This window comes from Rhodococcus sp. 5A-K4, from assembly GCF_046097995.1.
GTDB lineage: Bacteria > Actinomycetota > Actinomycetes > Mycobacteriales > Mycobacteriaceae > Rhodococcus_F > Rhodococcus_F erythropolis.
This window is the reverse complement of record NZ_JBJURM010000010.1, coordinates 122,038-138,317: the sequence shown is the minus strand read 5'-3', so window position 1 is coordinate 138,317 and position 16,280 is coordinate 122,038. Positions and strand designations below refer to the sequence as shown.

14 protein-coding genes and 1 pseudogene are annotated in these 16,280 nt (G+C 62.3%); 8 read left to right on the top strand and 7 right to left on the bottom strand.

The features are described 5' to 3' along the window. Positions 1-49: 49 nt before the first annotated feature. Positions 50-877, bottom strand: coding sequence for a siderophore-interacting protein (locus tag ACKAMS_RS15530; RefSeq protein ID WP_092763656.1), 828 nt, complete (start codon positions 875-877; stop codon positions 50-52). A gap of 291 nt (positions 878-1,168) precedes the next feature. Here ACKAMS_RS15530 and nrdH point away from each other — a divergent pair, with 291 nt between their 5' ends. The 3 genes from nrdH (at position 1,169) to nrdE (ending at position 4,102) form a co-directional block, all read left to right on the top strand. After that, the gene (nrdH, locus tag ACKAMS_RS15525; protein ID WP_019747886.1) at positions 1,169-1,399 is read left to right on the top strand and encodes a glutaredoxin-like protein NrdH; all 231 of its coding nucleotides are present in this window, start codon (positions 1,169-1,171) and stop codon (positions 1,397-1,399) included. A gap of 82 nt (positions 1,400-1,481) precedes the next feature. Then, on the top strand, positions 1,482-1,961 hold the full coding sequence (gene nrdI / locus ACKAMS_RS15520) for a class Ib ribonucleoside-diphosphate reductase assembly flavoprotein NrdI (RefSeq protein WP_003944767.1): 480 nt from the start codon (positions 1,482-1,484) through the stop codon (positions 1,959-1,961). Next, entirely contained in the window at positions 1,919-4,102 is a 2,184-nt protein-coding gene (nrdE, locus tag ACKAMS_RS15515) for a class 1b ribonucleoside-diphosphate reductase subunit alpha (RefSeq protein ID WP_029255087.1), read from the top strand. The genes nrdI and nrdE overlap by 43 nt, the downstream gene beginning before the upstream one ends. 60 nt (positions 4,103-4,162) lie before the next feature. Here nrdE and ACKAMS_RS15510 read toward each other — a convergent pair whose 3' ends face one another. Both ACKAMS_RS15510 and ACKAMS_RS15505 read right to left on the bottom strand, forming a co-directional pair. Next, positions 4,163-4,375 (bottom strand): hypothetical protein, encoded by a 213-nt coding sequence (locus ACKAMS_RS15510; RefSeq protein WP_003944723.1) that lies wholly within the window; start codon positions 4,373-4,375, stop codon positions 4,163-4,165. 12 nt (positions 4,376-4,387) lie between these two features. Then, a complete protein-coding gene (locus tag ACKAMS_RS15505) occupies positions 4,388-5,305 on the bottom strand; it encodes an SPFH domain-containing protein (protein WP_003944699.1) in 918 nt (305 codons plus the stop codon). Positions 5,306-5,475: 170 nt separating this feature from the next. On the opposite strand from ACKAMS_RS15505, the gene nrdF reads away from it, so the two are divergent. Continuing rightward, positions 5,476-6,441: a class 1b ribonucleoside-diphosphate reductase subunit beta gene (gene nrdF, locus ACKAMS_RS15500; protein ID WP_003944744.1), complete on the top strand. Its 966-nt coding sequence runs from the start codon at positions 5,476-5,478 to the stop codon at positions 6,439-6,441. 75 nt (positions 6,442-6,516) lie between these two features. Here the strand turns inward: nrdF and ACKAMS_RS15495 are convergent, their stop codons facing one another. The 3 genes from ACKAMS_RS15495 to ACKAMS_RS15485 form a co-directional block, all read right to left on the bottom strand. After that, the gene (locus tag ACKAMS_RS15495) at positions 6,517-6,990 is read right to left on the bottom strand and encodes an NUDIX domain-containing protein (RefSeq protein ID WP_019747889.1); all 474 of its coding nucleotides are present in this window, start codon (positions 6,988-6,990) and stop codon (positions 6,517-6,519) included. A gap of 66 nt (positions 6,991-7,056) precedes the next feature. After that, a complete protein-coding gene (locus ACKAMS_RS15490) occupies positions 7,057-8,151 on the bottom strand; it encodes an iron-siderophore ABC transporter substrate-binding protein (RefSeq protein WP_408989216.1) in 1,095 nt (364 codons plus the stop codon). 49 nt (positions 8,152-8,200) lie between these two features. Further along, the gene (locus tag ACKAMS_RS15485) at positions 8,201-9,196 is read right to left on the bottom strand and encodes an ABC transporter substrate-binding protein (protein WP_019747891.1); all 996 of its coding nucleotides are present in this window, start codon (positions 9,194-9,196) and stop codon (positions 8,201-8,203) included. Between the two features lie 349 nt (positions 9,197-9,545). Here ACKAMS_RS15485 and ctaD point away from each other — a divergent pair, with 349 nt between their 5' ends. The 4 genes from ctaD (at position 9,546) to ACKAMS_RS15465 (ending at position 14,287) form a co-directional block, all read left to right on the top strand. Then, a complete protein-coding gene (gene ctaD, locus ACKAMS_RS15480; RefSeq protein WP_020907234.1) occupies positions 9,546-11,336 on the top strand; it encodes a cytochrome c oxidase subunit I in 1,791 nt (596 codons plus the stop codon). Positions 11,337-11,452: 116 nt separating this feature from the next. Further along, entirely contained in the window at positions 11,453-12,673 is a 1,221-nt protein-coding gene (gene serB, locus ACKAMS_RS15475) for a phosphoserine phosphatase SerB (RefSeq protein WP_408989215.1), read from the top strand. Next, positions 12,670-13,455: a peptidyl-tRNA hydrolase gene (locus tag ACKAMS_RS15470; protein WP_408989214.1), complete on the top strand. Its 786-nt coding sequence runs from the start codon at positions 12,670-12,672 to the stop codon at positions 13,453-13,455. Before serB ends, ACKAMS_RS15470 begins: the two co-directional genes overlap by 4 nt. Positions 13,456-13,492: 37 nt before the next feature. Continuing rightward, complete coding sequence (locus tag ACKAMS_RS15465; RefSeq protein ID WP_020969290.1) at positions 13,493-14,287, top strand: YitT family protein; 795 nt, start codon at positions 13,493-13,495, stop codon at positions 14,285-14,287. Here ACKAMS_RS15465 and glgX read toward each other — a convergent pair. Continuing rightward, positions 14,200-16,242 (bottom strand): annotated as a pseudogene (gene glgX, locus ACKAMS_RS15460) (glycogen debranching protein GlgX); the annotation flags it as partial. The gene ACKAMS_RS15465 and the pseudogene glgX sit on opposite strands and share 88 nt — an antisense overlap. Positions 16,243-16,280 lie beyond the last annotated feature (38 nt).

Sequence of the window (16,280 nt, the reverse complement as noted above, 5' to 3'; positions counted from 1 at the left end):
GCCGGAAGGTATGGCCCTCACTCGTATGCGAGTCACGCCCATCTGTGCGCTAGAGCCCTTCGCGTTCCATCGCGTCGTCGACGGCGTCGCGAACCGCTTCGAAATCCTTGCCGGCCATCATCGCTTCGCCCATCGCGGCGTCGATACGGTCGGCGACGACGGCGTACCGACGCTCCCAGTTCTCCTTGTCCTCCCGCCAGTAACCCATCACGTGCATGCGGGGTGCCGGGATTTCCCATGTTCGACGCAGATGGGCGCGGATGCGTCTGGCGGTCGCGGCCTCGACTGCGCACCAGATGTAGCCCTCGCCGGGAGGCAGGGGAATGGCGGCCAATTCGGCGAGCAGTGAGTCTGCTTCGTCGATCCATCGGTAGTGAGCGTCGGCGCGCGTCGTGAACGTCTGCTGTTCGCTCGGCGCGGGCACCTGTGCAATGACGTGGATCGGTAGATCGTCGGGTGCTTCTTCCAAGATCCGCCCGATCGCAGGCAGCGCGGCGTGATCGGCGACGAGTAGCAGCCAGTCGCACTCTGCTGGCGGCTTGAACCACCCGCTCGCAGTCGAAAGATGGACGGTCTCGCCCGGTTGCGCATTCTCGGCCCAGAGCGCAGCTCCGCCGTGGCCGTGGAGAACGAAGTCGATCTCCAGTTCGTTCTTCGAGGGCTGCCAGCGCCGGACCGTGTAACTACGGGCGTGAGGGGGGTCGAGGGGGAATCTGACGAGCACCCGTTCGTCGGGGCTCCCGCTCGTCTCGAAGTCGCTCAGGCCCGCACCGCCGAAGGTGATTCTGCGCATCTTAGGTGTCACCTGCTGCGTTCTCGTCACGGTTGCCTGGTGGCGCGGAGCCTCGTCCTTCGGGGGTGTTTCCACGACGCTCATGGTAGGTCCGAGTAGTGGTTTTCAGATGCTGTCGGGCCTGCGGCCGAAATGTGACGGGCGACACGCCGACGCGCCGGAAGATGTGTGCGCTGAACTGGGGCTACCTGGGAATTTCAACGATGTGACTCACAACATCTCGCGTTATGTGTTTCTGTCGGCCACTAGGTGTAGTGTCTTGAGCACTGAGAGACCACAACGCGGAACGCCTCGAGCGAGACTCCGGCAATCGGTCGAATCGGTGCTGAACATCACTACATCGGCCTTTGTTGGCTAAGCGAAAGAGGGACTCTCATGAGCATCACCGTCTACACCAAGCCCGCTTGCGTTCAGTGCAATGCCACCTACCGCGCCCTCGACAAGGCCGGTCTCGAATACAACATCATCGACATCACCGAGGATGCCGAAGCCCGCGACTACGTCATGGCTCTCGGGTACCTCCAGGCGCCCATCGTGGTTGCCGGTGAAGATCACTGGTCGGGTTTCCGTCCCGATCGCATCAAGACCCTGACCGTCGCTGCTTGAAGCGCCGCAGTGTCGGCGGTGGACACCTCCGCCGACACATCTGAGTAGTTCCGGGCACCGTACAAGAAAATGGTGACAACCGATGACTTCGCTGGTCTATTTTTCCAGCGTGTCGGAGAACACCCACCGATTCGTTCAACGTCTCGGCCTGCCTGCGACACGTATACCTATCCATGACCGTGACGGCTCATTTCGTGTAGACGAGCCCTATGTGCTGATTCTGCCCACCTATGGTGGCGGGGTCACCGTGACAGGGCGCGACACCAGTTATGTGCCGAAGCCGGTCATTCGTTTTTTGAACAATCCACACAACAGGTCGTTGATCAGAGCAGTGATCGCGGCGGGAAACACCAATTTCGGTGAGTCCTTTTGCTATGCAGGAAACATCATTTCCCAGAAATGCCACGTTCCTTTTCTGTACCGGTTCGAACTCATGGGCACTGCCGAGGATGTCGACCGAGTACGAGAAGGCTTGGGGGAGTTCTGGAATCATCTCGAAACAGAGAAGGAGCACGGGCAGTGGCGCCAACCATCACTGACACGATCGCGGCAGGAAGCGTAGAGCGTGATGCACGCGGCGGCGATTCCACCAACGGTCTCGACTACCACGCACTCAATGCCATGCTCAACCTGTACGGCGCCAACGGTGAGATCCAGTTCGAGATGGATGTCGCTGCAGCCCGTCAGTACTTCTTGCAGCACGTCAACCAGAACACCGTGTTCTTCCACAACCTCGACGAGAAGCTGGACTACCTCGTCGAGGAAAACTATTACGAGCCCGAGGTTCTCGATCAGTACTCACGTACTTTCGTGAAGTTCCTGATCGATCACGCGTACGCCAAGAAGTTCCGCTTCCCGACGTTCCTGGGTGCATTCAAGTACTACACCTCCTACACGCTCAAGACCTTCGACGGTAAGCGCTACCTCGAGCGTTTCGAAGATCGTGTCTGCATGGTTGCGCTCACCCTGGCCGCAGGCAACGAAGACCTGGCCGTCGAACTCGTCGACGAGATCATCGCCGGACGCTTCCAGCCCGCCACCCCGACGTTCCTGAACTCGGGCAAGAAGCAGCGCGGTGAGCCCGTGTCCTGCTTCCTGCTTCGTATCGAAGACAACATGGAGTCCATCGGCCGCTCCATCAACTCGGCACTGCAGCTGTCCAAGCGCGGTGGCGGAGTTGCCTTGCTGCTCACCAATGTTCGTGAGCACGGCGCCCCGATCAAGAAGATCGAGAACCAGAGTTCGGGTGTCATCCCGATCATGAAGCTTCTCGAGGACTCGTTCTCCTACGCCAACCAGTTGGGTGCGCGTCAGGGCGCCGGCGCCGTGTACCTCCATGCGCACCACCCCGACATCTACCGCTTCCTCGACACCAAGCGTGAGAACGCCGACGAGAAGATCCGCATCAAGACGCTCTCTCTCGGCGTCGTGATCCCGGACATCACTTTCGAACTGGCGAAGAAGAACGAGGACATGTACCTGTTCTCGCCGTACGACGTCGAGCGCATCTACGGAGTTCCGTTCTCCGACATCAACGTCTCCGAGAAGTACTACGAGATGGTCGACGACAAGCGAATTCGCAAGTCCAAGATCAAGGCTCGCGAGTTCTTCCAGACCGTCGCCGAATTGCAGTTCGAATCGGGCTACCCCTACATCATGTTCGAGGACACGGTGAACCGGGCAAACCCGATCGAAGGCAAGATCACTCACTCGAACCTGTGCTCGGAGATCCTGCAGGTTTCGACGCCTTCACTGTTCAACGACGACCTGTCCTACTCGAAGGTCGGCAAGGACATCTCCTGCAACCTGGGTTCGCTGAACATCGCGAAGACCATGGACTCGCCCGACTTCGCCAAGACCATCGAAGTGTCGATCCGCGGATTGACGGCAGTGTCCGACCAGACGCACATCTACTCGGTGCCGTCGATCGAGCAGGGCAACAACGACTCTCACGCCATCGGCCTCGGTCAGATGAACCTGCACGGATACCTCGCTCGTGAGCGGATCTTCTACGGCAGCGAAGAAGGCATCGACTTCACGAACATCTACTTCTACACCGTGCTGTTCCACGCACTGCGTGCGTCGAACAAGATCGCCATCGAGCGCGGCTCGTACTTCAAGGGTTTCCCGGAGTCGAAGTACGCCTCGGGTGAATTCTTCGACAAGTACACCGACCAGGTCTGGGAGCCTGCAACCGACAAGGTTCGCGGACTCTTCGCCGATGCGAAGCTGCACATCCCCACCCAGGACGACTGGCGTGAGCTGAAGGCTTCGGTTCAGAAGCACGGTATCTACAACCAGAACCTTCAGGCCGTCCCGCCGACCGGCTCGATCTCGTACATCAACTACTCCACCAGCTCTATCCACCCGGTGGCGTCGAAGATCGAGATCCGCAAGGAAGGCAAGATCGGTCGCGTCTACTACCCGGCGCCCTACCTGACCAACGACAACCTGGAGTACTACCAGGATGCCTACGAAATCGGGTACGAGAAGATCGTCGACACCTATGCTGCCGCAACGCAACACGTCGACCAGGGCCTGTCGCTGACGCTGTTCTTCAAGGACACCGCCACCACCCGCGACATCAACAAGGCGCAGATCTACGCGTGGCGTAAGGGCATCAAGACGCTGTACTACATCCGTCTGCGTCAGATGGCACTCGAAGGCACCGAGGTCGAGGGCTGCGTTTCCTGCATGCTGTAAAGGGCTCTGCCCCGTGCGCCTTTTCGGTAGTGGTTACTACCGAAAAGGCGCACAGGGGTATCAGGCCGGCGGACGGCCTGGACCGTGCATCTTGCCGGCATTCTTCGGCATTCGACCGTGCTCGGTGAGTGCGCGCCGAAGAAGAAACTCGATCTGGGCGTTGGTACTTCGGAGATCGTCGGCGGCCCAGCGGGCAAGCGCGTCGTGCACCGCTGGGTCCAACCGAAGCAGGATCTTCTTACGCTCCGATCTCGGAGCTGGATCCGTGGCCATGTGGCCTTTCCTTTACTGGTAGAGCGAACCGGTGTTCAGCACCGGTTGTGCGTCGCGGTCGCCGCACAGCACGACCAGAAGGTTACTGATCATCGTGGCCTTGCGTTCCTCGTCGAGTTCGACGACGTGCTTTTCCTCGAGTTGCTTGAGTGCCATGTCGACCATGGACACCGCACCTTCGACGATTTGCTTGCGGGCGGCGATCACTGCACCCGCTTGCTGGCGCCGAAGCATTGCGCTGGCGATCTCGGGTGCATACGAGAGCCTGTTGATGCGTGTCTCGATAACTTCGACACCCGCCGCACGCACGCGGGCGTGAACCTCCTCCGACAAGGTGGTGGTGATGATATCGGCGTTCTCGCGCAACGAGACTCGGCCTTCGGCGTCGTACGGGTAGCTGCCGGCGATATGGCGGACGGCCGCCTCGGTCTGCACCGAGACGAACTCCTCGTAGTCGTCCACCTGGAATGAAGCGAGCGCTGTGTCGGCAACTTGCCAGACGACCACCGCCGAGATCTCGATGGGATTTCCGTCGGCGTCGTTCACTTTCGCCTGACCGGTCTCGTGGTTTCGGATGCGCGTCGAGATCGATCGACGGACAGTCAGCGGATTTGTCCATCGCAGGCCCGGCGTGCGCAGGGTGCCGCTGTACGAGCTTCCCAGGAGTTGAAGGACTCGGGCTTGATTCGGTTGCACCAAGGTCAGGCCCATCAGCAGGGGGAGTGACGCGATGAACAGCACCACACCGACCGGAATCAGGGCGAAGAGTCCCAGAACTCCGCCAACGACGGACAGCGCGATTCCGGCCAGGAAGAGAAGGACGCCGCCGAGGAGCATCCAGCTGCCGGACAGGTCCCAGCCTGGGCGTTCGGCGATCGTTGTGGTGGCGACTCCGGTCGGTTTCTCGGCCACGGTGGGTGTGCTGGTCATGCGAGACTCGCTTTCCATCGGTAAGTGATATTTAATTGATATCACATTTTTTGTGCTCGCGGAGGGGCGCGTGCGACACATGTTGTTGTGTTGGCATCGCGGACCCGACACAACGGGTAGTGTTCAGGCAAGCCAACATTCGGCAGTATCTCTCTCGCTAGGTAGGAATTATGGTCAAGCTGGTCAGTCGCGTTTCCGCCATCAACTGGAATCGCGTCCAGGACGAGAAGGACGCCGAGGTATGGGATCGCCTCGTCAGCAATTTCTGGCTGCCCGAAAAGGTGCCGGTCTCCAACGACATCCCGTCCTGGGGAACGCTGACCGCGCAGGAGCAGCAGCTCACCATGCGCGTCTTCACGGGCCTGACGCTGCTCGACACCATCCAGGGAACGGTCGGCGCCGTCAGCCTCATCCCGGACGCGATCACTCCCCACGAAGAAGCGGTGTACACCAACATCGCCTTCATGGAATCGGTGCACGCGAAGAGTTACAGCTCGATCTTCTCGACGCTGTGCTCCACCCCGGACATCGACGACGCGTTCCGCTGGTCGGAGGAGAACCCCAACCTGCAGCGCAAGGCGCAGATCGTTCTCGACTACTACAACGGCGAGTCGCCGCTCAAGCGCAAGGTCGCCTCGACGCTCCTCGAGAGCTTCCTCTTCTACTCCGGCTTCTACCTGCCGATGTACTGGTCCTCGCGAGCCAAGCTCACCAACACCGCAGACCTCATCCGCCTCATCATCCGCGACGAGGCCGTGCACGGGTACTACATCGGCTACAAGTACCAGAAGGGCCTCGAACAGCTCACCGAGGCCGAGCGTGAAGAGCTCAAGAACTACACGTTCGAGCTGCTCTTCGAGCTCTACGAGAACGAGGTCGACTACACGCAGGACCTCTACGACGGCGTCGGCCTGACCGAGGATGTCAAGAAGTTCCTGCGCTACAACGCCAACAAGGCGCTCAACAATCTCGGCTACGAAGGCCTCTTCCCGAAGGACGAGACGGACGTCAATCCGGCTATCCTGTCGGCACTTTCACCGAATGCGGACGAGAATCACGACTTCTTCTCCGGCTCGGGAAGCTCCTACGTCATCGGCAAAGCCGTCAACACCGAAGACGACGACTGGGATTTCTAGAGCGACCCTGCACCCAACGAAGCCCGACTCCTGCACACGCGGGAATCGGGCTTCGGTCGTCGATGGGGGAGTGGGTCAGCGCAGAAACCACGCTTCCGGCTTGTCCAGCAATGCTTTTGCGAGGCGCAGACGCGAGGTTTCCGTCATGTCCGACGGCAATTCGCTCGGCGCGAACCACGCGACCTCGAGGTTTTCGTCGTCCGCCACGTGTGCATCTCCGCCGGTCCACCTGGCCAGGAAGCAGACGTCGAGGTACTGGGTCACGTCACCATTGGGGTACGTAATGGGTTCTGTGACATCGACACTCGTGATCCGAATCAATTCGGCGTCGACGCCGGTTTCTTCCTTCGCCTCCCGCACCGCCGCCGCCGACGGTTCCTCTCCGGGCTCGAGAACGCCGGACACGACGGCCCACTGACCGTTGTCGGCGCGGCGGGTGAGCAGGACCCGGCCGTCGTCGTCGCGGATCACGACGCTCACGCCGGACAGCCAGAGCGGCGCATGACCGACCTTCTCGCGCAAAGCGACAATGAATTCCGGGATCGGCATGATCAGAACCCGACCGTCACAGTTGTGGCGAGCCGCCTCGAATGTGGGAGTAGTGGTTCGTTCCAGTCAGCTCGCATATCCGTTCAAGGTTCCCTTCAAGTCCGCCAATACGGCACGGGCGGCAGTCATCCCGTTTCCGTTCCAGATTTCGTCTTCAGCGACGAACACACGCCGGTCGGTGGCGGCGGCGAGGTCCTGCCACTGGTCGCTCTTCATGATCTCGGTGCCGTAGGTACGGCCGTTCGGCCCGTCGAAGAGTACGTAGATCAAGTCACCTTCGGCGGCGCTGAGATCGTCGGCCGGAATCGGTGCTGTGGTCGCATCGGTCAATCGCTGCGCCGGTGGGCGCCGGACGCCGACGTCGCTGAGGATCTGTCCGGCGAAGGATGCGGGACCCTCGACCTGCAGGTCCTTCGAACCGAACCGAACCACTGATGCCTGCGTCTGTGATGCATTCAATGCGTCGCCGAGCTGCACGACGTCCTGCTGGTAGCGGTCCAGCTCCGTCGCAGCCGCGGACGAACGGCCAAGTGCCTGGCCGGCGAGGGCGAACTGCGCTTTCCAATACACGGGATCCGAGCCGGCGAACACGGTGGGGGCAATGGCGTCGAGTTGCCCGTACAAACCGTCGGACGCCGGACTGGACCCGAGGATCAAGTCCGGCGCGGCGGCCTTCACGGCGTTGACGTCGGGTGCGCTCACGGGGCCGACGCTCGGAATCTCCGAGATGCCGAAACCGAGGTACGACGGTTGAGGCGAGTCGACACCGGTCGCGGCGCCCACTACCCGCTCCCACAGACCGAGGGCGCACACGGCGTCCATCGAGACGCTGTCGAGGACCACGATCCGTTGGGGATCGGAAGGAACCTCGGTTTCACCCGCAGTGTGTACGACTCGACGCTTCACCCCGGGGCCCGCTCCCGGGTCGGCTTGCGTCGGCGTCGGGCACGCGGTGGCGGTGTCGCGTTCGATACCCATCACGCCGGCACCGGCGATCGACGTAGTGGTCCGGACGATGGTGCTCGCGGGATCGTCCGACGAGTCGGACGAGCAACCACCGAGGACGAGCATCGTGGCGGCGATCCCCAGGATCGAGACACGACGAATGGACGTGCGGGCGGTCGTGCGTGAGAGAACAGACGTGCGTGAGAGAACAGACAAGTCGACGGCTTCCTGTGTGAGCGGGCGCCGTTCAGGTTAGCTGTTCGACTCAGCTGTTCTGCTTGTCCACCTCGAACGTGTCCGAGAGGTCGTCGAGGATCATGTGGGCGCCCTGGATGCTGACCGGCGACATCCAACGTGAATCGTCCACGTCGACCTTGCGTCCTCGAAGGGTCTGCCACAGCGGGCTCTCGAGGAACGGCTTCGCAGCTTCGGCGCTCTTGCCCTCGGCGTCTTGCCAGGTGCTGATGAAGATGACGTCCGCGTCGGCTTCGTTGATCAGCTCGGGGCTGATCTTCATCATGATGTTTCCGGCATCGGCGGGGTCAGGTCCCTGGTTGTCCGGGCGCTTCAATCCGGCGTCCTGAAGGACGATGCCGCTGAACGAGGTGGTGCGGTAGAGGCGTGCCGTCGGTTCACCGGCGAATCGGACTACCGAGATGACCGGGTTGTTCGCCTTCTCGTTGATTTCCTTGCCGACGGTGGCTGCGCGGGTTTCGTACTCGGTGATCTTCGCCTCGGCCAGTGACTCCTTGCCCAGCGCTTGACCGACCAGGCGGATGTTGTCCTTCCACGTCGGGCCGGTCGTCTGAGTGAAGACGGTGGGTGCGATTGCGGACAGTTGTTCGTAGTTCTTCCCGTCGCGGACCTCGGCGGAGATGATGAGGTCCGGCTGCAGTGCGGCGATCTTCTCGAGGCTTGCACTGCTGACCGTGCCGACCGAGACGGCGTCCGCGGCGAATTCCTCCCGCGAGGATCCGAGGTAGTCGGGCAGACCGGGCTCGCGGTAGTCGACGTAGCCGACGAGCGGGGATTCGAGGAGAAGGACGGCGTCGGTGAAGCTGTTGTCGAGCGCGACGATCCGCTGGGGTGCTGCCGGGATTTCGGTGCTTCCACGGAAGTGTTCGATCGTGCGGGGGAATGCGCCCGACTCGGTCGAGGTGGTGGTTGCAGCGGGCTCGTCGTTACTCGAGCAGGCTGGAACGACCAAGGCGATCGAGGCTGCGACGGCTACCAGCGCGGCGCGGCGGGGAAAGAATTTCACTGAATACTCCTGAGGTGAGTTAGGCGAGGGTGACCTTATCAGTGGAGGAGATGGCCGAAAACGGACACCGGCCGAATTCTTCGACGGGTACGACACGCCGATTCGGATGTGGGTTCGGACTCACGAGGGAACATAAACCGCAGGTCGTTCGTTTGGTGCCCCCAAAAACGGATGCTCGAGTACGACGCAGAGTAGGACCGGGTCGCGGTGCCTCGGAGTCACGGTCTACGATTCGATGAGCGCAAGCCAGAAGCCGTTGTCCGCAGCCCGGGCGACGGACCCTGCGGGCGCAACCAAGGGCTCTTTGACGGAGTCTGCGGAGCGACCAAAGGCACATTCAGGAGGATCAGTGACTGCCGTAGCGCCCCAGCCAGTCCCCACGATAGCGCCGGCCAGGCCTTACCCGCCGCGGCAGGGACCCAAGGGCTCATTCATTTTCAAGATGATCACGACCACCGATCCCAAGGTGCTCGGAATCATGTACTTGGCGACTTCCATCGCCTTCTTCCTCATCGGTGGCCTCATGGCACTGATGATGCGTGCCGAACTTGCTGTACCCGGCATGCAGTTCCTTTCCAACGAACAGTTCAACCAGCTGTTCACCATGCACGGCACGATCATGCTGCTGCTGTACGCGACCCCGATCGTCTTCGGCTTCGCGAACTACATTCTTCCGCTCCAGATCGGTGCACCCGACGTCGCGTTCCCGCGTCTGAACGCGTTCAGCTACTGGCTGTACCTGTTCGGCGCGATCATCACGACGGCCGGATTCGTCACGCCCGGTGGCGCAGCAGACTTCGGTTGGACGGCATACACGCCGCTGACCAGCGCGCTGCACAGCCCCGGCGTCGGCGCCGACCTGTGGGTCTTGGGTCTGGCTGTCGCCGGCCTCGGCACCATCCTCGGTGGCGTCAACATGGTCACCACCGTGATTTGCCTGCGCGCACCCGGTATGACCATGTTCCGCATGCCGATCTTCACCTGGAACATCTTCATCACCAGCATCCTGATCCTGCTGGCGTTCCCGCTGCTGACCGCTGCATTCATGGGCCTGTTCGTCGACCGCCATCTCGGTGGACACATCTTCGACCCGGCAACGGGCGGTGTGCTCCTGTGGCAGCACCTGTTCTGGTTCTTCGGTCACCCCGAGGTGTACATCATCGCGCTGCCGTTCTTCGGCATCGTCTCGGAGATCTTCCCGGTCTTCAGCCGTAAGCCGATCTTCGGCTACAGCGGCCTGGTGTACGCAACGTTGGCCATCGCCGCTCTGTCGATCGCTGTGTGGGCTCACCACATGTACGCAACAGGCGCTGTTCTCCTGCCGTACTTCTCGTTCATGACATTCCTGATCGCTGTGCCGACAGGTGTGAAGATCTTCAACTGGATCGGAACGATGTGGAAGGGGCAATTGACCTTCGAATCGCCGATGCTGTTCTCGATCGGCTTCCTGATCACCTTCCTCTTCGGTGGTCTGTCGGGCGTCATCCTCGCGAGCCCGCCGCTCGACTTCCACGTCACGGACAGCTACTTCGTCGTCGCCCACTTCCACTACGTGGTCTTCGGTACGGTCGTGTTCGCCACGTACGCCGGTATCTACTTCTGGTTCCCGAAGATGACCGGCCGCATGATGGACGAGCGCCTCGGCAAGTGGCACTTCTGGACCACGTTCGTCGGCTTCCACGGCACGTTCCTCGTCCAGCACTGGCTCGGTGCCGAAGGTATGCCGCGTCGTTACGCCGACTACCTGCCCTCGGACGGGTTCACGGTTCTGAACTCGGTGTCCACGATCTTCGCGTTCGTACTCGGTGCCTCGACGCTCCCGTTCATCTGGAACGTCTTCAAGAGTTACCGCTACGGCGAAGTGGTCACCGTCGACGATCCGTGGGGCTACGGAAACTCGCTCGAGTGGGCGACAACTTGCCCGCCGCCGCGTCACAACTTCACCGAGTTGCCGCGCATCCGCAGCGAGCGTCCGGCCTTCGAGCTGCACTACCCGCACATGGTGGAGCGAATGCGCGCAGAAGCGCACGTCGGCCCCGGTCACGGTGGGAAGAACGCCAGCACCGTGCTCGAAGATGCTCGTCACGAGCCGCTCACAGTCGGGGACGAAGGCGACCCCGGCACCGACAGCCGCTCCTGAGCGAAGTAACACACTGAAGTAATCAGCGAAGGCCCCGCCCGAGTAACGGGTGGGGCCTTTCGCTTGGCACAATGGTGACGATCAAGACGCGAACGAAGAAACGATCGGAGTTTTCGGTGGGTGCCTCTGACACCACTGTTCTGGTGACTGTGACCGGGCCGGACCGCCCTGGCGTCACCTCGGTACTGTTCGCGGCGCTGTCGCGGCACGATGTGCGTCTACTCGACGTGGAGCAGGTGGTGATTCGAGGTCGACTGACACTCGGCGTCATGGTGGCCTGCCCGAACGATCCCGAAGCCCTTCAGGAAGAGCTCGAACAGGCGATGGCGACGGTCGGAATGAACGTCGACATCGAAATCGGTGCCGATCCAGGTCGACCTGCAGTGTCCACTCACGCGGTCGTTGTTCTCGGGAGCCCCGTCAATGCCCGCGCAATGCGCTCGGTGGCACGCGAACTCGCGAAGCAGGGCGCCAACATCGACTCCATCCGTGGTGTCGCCGACTATCCGGTCACCGGCCTCGAACTCAGCGTCAGCGCAGCCGATACTGTCGACGGCGACGCGAAGCTGCGTACCGGACTCGCCGAGGTCGCCGCGCTCGAAAACGTCGACATCGCAGTCGAGCGCGCAGGACTGGCTCGCCGGGCCAAGCGACTGATCGTGTTCGACGTGGACTCGACGCTCGTACAGGGCGAGGTCATCGAGATGCTCGCCGCGAAGGCCGGTGTCGAGGACGAGGTCCGCGCCGTCACCGAAGCTGCGATGCGCGGCGAGATCGACTTCACCGATTCACTGCACCAGCGTGTGGCGACACTGGCCGGTCTCGATGCCTCCGTCATCGACGAGGTGGCAGAGAGCATCGAACTGACGCCGGGTGCGCGCACCACGATTCGCACCCTGCGTCGCCTCGGATTCCACTGCGGCGTGGTGTCCGGCGGTTTCCGCCAGGTCATCGAAGGCCTCGCACACGAACTCGAACTGGACTTCGTGCACGCCAACACCCTCGAGATCGTCGACGGCAAGCTGACCGGACGTGTGATCGGTGAAATCGTCGATCGCGCCGCGAAGGCCGTTGCGCTGCGCAAGTTCGCCGATCAGGTCGGTGTGCCGATGGAACAGACTGTCGCCGTCGGTGACGGTGCCAACGACATCGACATGCTCAACGCCGCGGGACTGGGTGTGGCGTTCAACGCCAAGCCCGCGTTGCGGGAGGTCGCGGACGCGGCTTTGTCGCATCCCTTCCTCGATGCTGTGCTGTTCATTCTCGGTGTGACCCGCGACGAGGTCGAGGCTGCGGACGCCGTCGACGGTGGCGTACGACGCGTACCGATTCCATGAGTTCCGATCCAGCAGTCAGTTCCGATCCAGCAGTGAAGTCCGGCCCCGATTCTCGCTGGAGCGAGCGCCACGCGGTGTTGGCCGCTGGGTACGGAGGGCGAGACGATCCCGCGGATCCGGCACTGGTGTTGGCGATGCCGATCATTCTCCACATCCCGAAGGCAGACCCGCCGAAGCGCACTGCACTGCTCGAGGCTGCCGCAACGGCGGCAGTGGCGCTTTGCCTGGACGAACGCGTCGGGTTCACCGAAGACGGGGAGCCCGGCCCGTGGCACGAGGACTATTCGGCGCGGGTGGGTGCCCGGATCCGGAAAGTGTCTCGCCGAGCGCGTGGAGCCCAGTGGCTCGCCGCGCAAGAGGTACCGGGAATCACCGTCGACGTGGATGGTGCCCAGGCGCGGGCTCTGGTTCCCGGGCCGGTTGGAGAACTGGACCCGCGAATCAAGAAGTTGCAGATCGGTGGCACCGACCTGGAGCACGACGAGCCTGGCCAGCCCGAGCCCGGTCTTCCGGTGCTGTGGATCGACTCGGCGCTCGAGATGACGGTAGGCAAGGCGTCGGCACAGGTAGGGCATGCCTCGATGTTGTTGGCAGCGGCCATGTCCGAGAAACAGTGCTGGGCATGGGCGCAGAACGGCTTTCGTTGCTCGGTACGCGACGCAAGTCCGAAACAGTGGGCCGAGGCAGTAGACCGATTGAAGCGGTCGGAGGCTGTCGCGGTTCGCGACGCAGGGTTCACGGAAGTGGCACCAGGCTCCATGACAGTCATCGCGGTTCCGTAGAGACCTAACCGACCAGTCCAGTATCGACAACTTGGCTATGGATGAACAGTCCAGTGGCCTTCAAGATAGTCGAGTGTTGATACGGAGATTCGCCTCGCTGTTCGTTGGTCTGTGGTTGTACGGCTTCTCGATGGCCATGATGATCACAGCCGGCCTCGGACTGGACCCCTGGGATGTGTTCCATCAGGGCGTGGCCGAGCATGTTTCGCTCAGTTTCGGCGTGATCACTGCGATTACCGGTGCGGTGGTCCTGCTGCTCTGGATTCCGATCCGTCAGCGGCCAGGGTTCGGCACGGTCGCCAATGTCGTGGTCATTGCAATCTCGGTGGATGCTTCACTGGCCTTCTTGCCGGTCTTTGATTCCATGCCAGTTCGCGCCGCGATCATGGTCGCGGGAATCCTCCTCAACGGACTGGCCAGCGTTCTCTACATCGGGGCAGGCATGGGGCCCGGTCCCCGCGACGGGTTGATGACAGGACTGGTGGCGCGCACCGGCTTGTCGGTCAGGCTCGTGCGAACCAGCATCGAAATCGCGGTCCTCGCTACCGGATGGCTCCTCGGTGGAACGGTTGGCGTCGGAACAGTGTTGTACGCCTTCGGGATCGGGCCGACCATTCAATTACTGATCAAGTTGCTGCCGGATTCCATGACAGCAGCGGTTACCGGCGGACGTGTCACGGAACGTAAGGCCAAGACCGTGGGTCCGGTCAATGAGATCTCCGTGCCGACGGGAACTTCGGCCGTGGAGGCAGGTTCGCCGGTCGGTGACGCCGAATCGAACGATGCAGTCAAGGTGCCGTCGAACCATTCCGGAGTGCCGACGGTGACCTGAACCGGTCCACCGGAATGCAGGATCAGGAGCCAACTGTCGTCACCGAGTGGGCGCCCGGTCCGAGTGTGAGACCGAACGTCGGCTCCGTCGATCCAGGCCTGCAGCGTTCGGTGACTCTCGTCGTACCATGCGGTGTCGTCGAACTCGACGCCGGCAGCGTCGAACCAGACGAGGTCCGGGTGCTCCAGTCTTCTTCTGCCTTCGAAGAATTCGGGCTGACGCAACGCCGGTGCCGCTCGGCGTAATCCGAACGCTCGGGAGACGAACTGCACCAACGACTGATCGGCCGCCGTCCAGTCCAGGGCCCACGAATCGGCTGGGGAGGCAAGTGTGGGAACACAATACGCGTTGTTGTTTCCGCCGAGACTGTGGCCGAACTCGTCTCCGGCGGTGAGCATCGGTGTGCCTGTCGACAGCACGAGCGTGGCCAGTAGCGCCCGTACATGACGTGCCCTGGCGTCCTGAATCTCGGGATCGGTGCTGGGGCCTTCGATTCCGTGGTTGAACGAATCGTTGTGATCGGCGCCGTCACGATTGTCTTCACCGTTGGCTTCGTTGTGCTTGTGGTTGTACGCGACCAGATCGGCGGCGGTGAACCCGTCGTGCGCTGTGACGAAGTTGATCGACGCCCATGGGCGACGGCCGCTGCCGGCAAAGATGTCCTCGGAACCGGCGAGGCGCGACGCGACCTTCCGGACGCTGGAGCCGCCGTTCCAGAACTGGCGAATAGTGCTGCGGTACTTGTCGTTCCATTCCGACCATTGGAGTCCGAAGTTTCCGACCTGGTAACCGTCGGCAGTGGCATCCCACGGTTCGGCGATGAGCTTGCACCGGGTCAGTACCGGATCGGAGGAGATGGCCGACAAGATGGACGCCCGCTGGTCGAAGCCGCCGCCGCGCGGCCTACCCAACGCGCTCGCGAGATCGAATCGGAAGCCGTCGACACCCATTTCGGTGGCCCAGTAGCGGAGGCTGTCGGTGATCATGCGGACGGCGATGGGGGAGCAGGCGTCGACCGTGTTGCCGCACCCGGTCAGGTCGATGTCGCGGCCGTCGCCGTCGAGAAGGTAGTAGCCGGGGCCGTCCAAACCTCGCCAGCTGACGCTGATTCCGTCGACACTCTGCTCGCAGGTGTGGTTGTAGACGACGTCGAGGATGACCTCGATGCCTGCCGCGTGTAGTGCGTCGACCATGATCCGGAACTCGGTGACTTCGCCGCCCGGAGTTGCCGCGTATCCGGGATGCGGGGCGAAGTACGACGCCGTCGAGTATCCCCAGTGGTTGCGCATCCCTCGCTCGCGGACGCTGTGTTCGGTCAGAAACGCCTGTACGGGAAGCAGTTCCACGGCGGTGACGCCGAGTGAGACGAGGTGATCGATCACGGCCGGTGCCGTCAGGCCGAGGTACGTTCCGCGGTGGGCGGCGGGTACTCCTGGATGACTGGCGGTGTACGCGCCCACATGCAGTTCGTAGATCACGCTCTCCTCCCACGGCGTCTCGAGGCGGGCTCCGGCGGGCACGAGGCCGGGAGTCACCACGGACAGCGGCACGTGGCCGAGCGAGTCGAGGGTAGACGGGTCGCCGAAAGGATCGTCGGCGTACGACAGGAGGGCACGGTGGTCACCGAGTTCCCCCTCGATGCGGCGCGCCCACGGATCGATGAGCAGCTTGTGTGGGTTCAGTCTCAGTCCGGCGCGCGGATTCCACGGGCCGCTTGCCCGAATTCCGTATCGCTGCCCCGCACCGATCCCGGCGATGATCCCGTGCCAGATTCCGTACGTGTGTTGCCGGAGTTCGACGCGATCTTCGTTTCCGTCCTGGTCGATCAGGCAGATCTGGACGCTCGACGCAGCTGGTGCGTGGACCGCGAACTGGGTTCCGGAGTCCACGATGTTGGCGCCGAGTGGGAACGGAGACCCGGGCGTCGGGGTGTGAGTTTCGATGAGAGGCGACACGCAAGATGATCCTGCCGTGAACGGCCGGAGAATGTGCG

Coding starts and splice junctions, on each gene's coding strand:
- ACKAMS_RS15530 (WP_092763656.1), bottom strand. CDS start 877: ATGAGCGTCGTGGAAACACCCCCGAAGGACGAGGCTCCGCGCCACCAG.
- nrdH (WP_019747886.1), top strand. CDS start 1,169: ATGAGCATCACCGTCTACACCAAGCCCGCTTGCGTTCAGTGCAATGCC.
- nrdI (WP_003944767.1), top strand. CDS start 1,482: ATGACTTCGCTGGTCTATTTTTCCAGCGTGTCGGAGAACACCCACCGA.
- ACKAMS_RS15510 (WP_003944723.1), bottom strand. CDS start 4,375: ATGGCCACGGATCCAGCTCCGAGATCGGAGCGTAAGAAGATCCTGCTT.
- ACKAMS_RS15505 (WP_003944699.1), bottom strand. CDS start 5,305: ATGACCAGCACACCCACCGTGGCCGAGAAACCGACCGGAGTCGCCACC.
- nrdF (WP_003944744.1), top strand. CDS start 5,476: ATGGTCAAGCTGGTCAGTCGCGTTTCCGCCATCAACTGGAATCGCGTC.
- ACKAMS_RS15495 (WP_019747889.1), bottom strand. CDS start 6,990: ATGCCGATCCCGGAATTCATTGTCGCTTTGCGCGAGAAGGTCGGTCAT.
- ACKAMS_RS15470 (WP_408989214.1), top strand. CDS start 12,670: ATGAGTTCCGATCCAGCAGTCAGTTCCGATCCAGCAGTGAAGTCCGGC.
- ACKAMS_RS15465 (WP_020969290.1), top strand. CDS start 13,493: ATGGATGAACAGTCCAGTGGCCTTCAAGATAGTCGAGTGTTGATACGG.